Annotated in this window: 2 protein-coding genes; one reads left to right on the forward strand and one right to left on the reverse strand. The window is 59.7% G+C overall.

Going from position 1 to position 3434, the window contains the following annotated elements:
* Positions 1 to 499 precede the first annotated feature (499 nt).
* A complete protein-coding gene (locus KUW17_RS23095; protein ID WP_261397386.1) occupies positions 500 to 1879 on the forward strand; it encodes a phenylacetate--CoA ligase family protein in 1380 nt (459 codons plus the stop codon).
* Positions 1880 to 2645: 766 nt separating this feature from the next.
* Here KUW17_RS23095 and KUW17_RS23100 read toward each other — a convergent pair.
* Positions 2646 to 3080, reverse strand: coding sequence for a DUF4405 domain-containing protein (locus KUW17_RS23100; RefSeq protein WP_222482639.1), 435 nt, complete (start codon positions 3078 to 3080; stop codon positions 2646 to 2648).
* Positions 3081 to 3434 lie beyond the last annotated feature (354 nt).

Consider the following 3434-nt stretch of genomic DNA (forward strand, 5'->3'; position numbering starts at 1 on the left):
GAGAGGTTTTGCGTTGCATGGCGGGCCTCCGGGAGCTGGTTCGCGGCAGGCGGGCATGCACACCGCGTCAGCCAGTAGACCAGATCTGCGGCCGGGCGCGATGATCCTGATCAATCCGCCGCAGAAGGGCAGGGGGGCGATTGAAGCACACCGAGAGTGGCAGGACTTCTTGGACCTGACACGTTAGCGCGCCGTTCCAAGTTCTCAGTAACGCAGCCTGAGCCTCGAAAGCCAATGGGCCTAAGCAGCTCAGGGCCGAGTGCCTGCGGTGCAGGTCATAGATGCTGCTGATGCATTCGACGAAAGTCAGCTCGTCCGTGCGTCCCTTCGGCCCTGGTTGCAGTGGAAATGGTCCCGGCGGCCGCAAACTCGAACAGTTGACTGCAGTCCGCCAGGATTCCTGAATTGACAGCGGTCAATTGATGCGGTGCACATTGGCGTAGTCTGCAACACACGGGTCTTTACGCCGGATGCATACAAGGGGGGGGCGCCAGCAGAAATGCGTTTCAGCCTTCTTAGAGCATTGGGTTACCTGGTTGGAGGGCTTTGGACAGGCTGGGGCGGACGAAAGCGGATTGAAGCCAAGCAACTCCGCAATCTGCGGCGCCTCGTAGAAAAGGTGCGGCGCGATTCCCCCTTGTTTTGCAGGCTTTATGCGGACCTGAGGCCATCAAGAGAGATCGAGTTGCGCGACTTGCCGGTGACCCGCAAGCCCGATCTCATGGAGAAATTCGACGACTGGCTGACCATTCGTTCTCTGCCGCTCGGCAGGGCCCGCGAACATCTCCGGGACATCCGGAAGGCCGGTGTTCCGATTGAAAATGTTGCCATTTTCCAGACCTCCGGAACATCGGGCGAACCGGCGATCATCGTTATGCCCTCATCGTTCGTGGAGTATGCTTACGGAATTTCGCTGGCACGCTTCGATTTGCAACGTTGGAAACTTTTCCGGGATGTCCGCAAGCGGGGCTTGAGAGTCACTATCACCGGCGGCAATGGGCACTTTGCCGGCAACGGGTTCAACAAACTGATGAAACAGCTGTTTCCGGGGTTGGCGAAGAATTTGGTCTTCCTCGAAGCAGAGCAGCCGGTCGGCCAGCTTGTAGACAGTCTCAATGCGATGCCGGACGTCGCCTGGATCGTGACCTATCCGAGCATGCTGGCCATTCTTGTTCGGGAAAAGGAGGCCGGGCGGCTTCAGGCCGAGCCCGCGCTCTTCAGTACAGGCGGCGAGACACTCACAGATGATCTCCGCGGCCGGGTCCGGCGGGCCTTCCCCAGGCTGGTATACGGCATTGCCGACACTTATGGGTGCACCGAGTGCCTGGTGCTTTCGTTCGAGTGCAGCTGCGGGCGCAAGCATGTTAACGAAGACTGGGTCATTCTTGAGGCGGTAGACGAAGCGATGCGGCCGGTTCCCGATGGCACGGTTTCGTCAACCGTGCTGCTGACGGTGCTCGCCAATGACGTGCAACCCTTCATCCGGTATGATCTCGGTGACTGCGTCCGCTTCCACACCGACCCGTGTCCCTGCGGGTCGCCGTTTCGCAGTTTTCAGGTCGAAGGGCGCCAGGCGACGCTCGTTCGCGTGGGCGACGTAGCGCTGTCGCCGCTCGTTTTTGACTTGGAGCACGAGCAAGCCCGGCGCATTCAGCTTGTCCAGACCGGCGAGAGAAATTTCGAAGTGCGGATCCAACTGGCCGAAGAGGCGGCGCCGGAGCTTGTTTTTCAAGACGTCATCGAGTCGGTGAAACAAGTGCTTAGTGATAACGGACTGGGCGATGTTGCAGTGCGGGAAAGTAAAAAACTTCCTGAATTAACCGCCAGCGGCAAGTTTCACGAAGTCGTGCCTTGGCACAGCTACAGAGCAAGAAAATAACCTGGCCGGGTCTATTCCGGCTGGCGACCGAGGGGGAGGTGAATGCCCTATAACTGTGCGCACCAGCCCCTTTCTTGGAGGCCGGGCAAGACTTACGCCGCTGCGGCGTTCAGCCAAGTGGGATCTTGCAGGTCCAGTTTGCATCCATGAAGGCACAGCGAATGCCCCGGACATCCAAGGCACCCGGCAGGGGCCACGCGGCGGTGGGTTTACGGCCGCCGCCCTTCTCGTTCATATGGGGAGCGAGCAACTGTTTCTTTGTGGATCTGTTCCTTGTCGAATGGCAGGAAAGGAGTATTTGCTCCTGGCCGGTTGCAGTGCGGCGCTCTTCTTCCCAGCTATCCGTCACCCTGCCGTAAAACCAGCCTGAGGAATGTCTGCGCACTGATCAGCACGGCCACCCCCAAGCCGGTGACCGCCTTCCATGGAAGTGAAAGGGGTTTCTGGTGCGCAGCCCACATCCAATTGCTTGGTAGCAAACCAGTTTGTGTCGGTGAGTGCATGCGCTTCCCGGAAGCGGACGACGCGGATTTCTGTTTCTGACGCAGCATCTAGTCAAAAACCGGTCAGAACAAGTGTATGGAGGATCCGGTAAACTGCTAGATGATGGGCGCGCAAAAGGTCCGGGAGATGTGATGCGTGCCGTCGCAGTAGGCCGGGGCTGCAGATGGCTCCCGGCGGAGGACGCATTCGGGGAACCGGGGAGAAAGACCACGCTCTAAGCTGCGGCCAGCCCTGGGCTGGCCCTGACAGTTGGCTCCAAATCTCAGCGGGCCCAGAACTCATGCTTGAAAAGCTCGTTGAGCTCGAGAAGCCAGCTGGCCGGAGGCAGCTGAAGAAGTGCAAGAACGGTAAAGCCGGCAACTGCCGCGAGTGCAATCAGTGCCTCGACCCGGTGGCCCTGCGGCGACATCCTGCTGCCGAAGACAAGTGTTTTGAACACGTGGAAATGAAGCGCTGCGTGCCACAAGGAAAACGCAATAAACAGCGCCGCCAGGATGATATGGAGATCGCTCCAATCCTGCCTGCCCAGCCCCAGCGCATCCCAGTCCGCGGTTTTGGAGACCTGCCCCTTGGGCGCAAAGAACAGGATGCTGCCGCTGACAAGAATGGCGGCGAATGAGAAGGTTACGCCGAAGACGGCCAAGGCCCTGCTTGTCAACCTTCCCTTCGATCGGGGCTGAGTATCTGTATCGGTCATTTTCCTATCTCCAATCAGGATAGGCTGAGTCTATCCGGCAGCATGCCCAAGCGCATTGATCCAGATATGGTTCGGAATGCTGAAGACAGGAGCAGCTTACAAAAACCGGCGGGCAGTCGCTCAGACCTGAGCCCTAGCGACCCGGTTCATCCGCTTGCGCCGACAATAGCAGCCTTTATGGAGCAGGGCGCGCACGTCAAGCCCTGCGGAAGGCCGTCGCCTTTATGATCCGCCTGCGTGCCAGCTCATGCTCGGCCCGGCGGTGCTCGCTCTGGCGCTGGACTACCAGCGCCTCGGCCTCGGCCTTGGTCTGGCGCGCCAGGGCGGCTTCTGCCTTGGCCCGGTCATGGGCCG

It is taken from the genome of Leisingera aquaemixtae (assembly GCF_019801145.1).
Taxonomy (GTDB): Bacteria; Pseudomonadota; Alphaproteobacteria; order Rhodobacterales; family Rhodobacteraceae; genus Leisingera; species Leisingera aquaemixtae_A.

Coding starts and splice junctions, on each gene's coding strand:
- KUW17_RS23095 (WP_261397386.1), top strand. CDS start 500: ATGCGTTTCAGCCTTCTTAGAGCATTGGGTTACCTGGTTGGAGGGCTT.
- KUW17_RS23100 (WP_222482639.1), bottom strand. CDS start 3,080: ATGACCGATACAGATACTCAGCCCCGATCGAAGGGAAGGTTGACAAGC.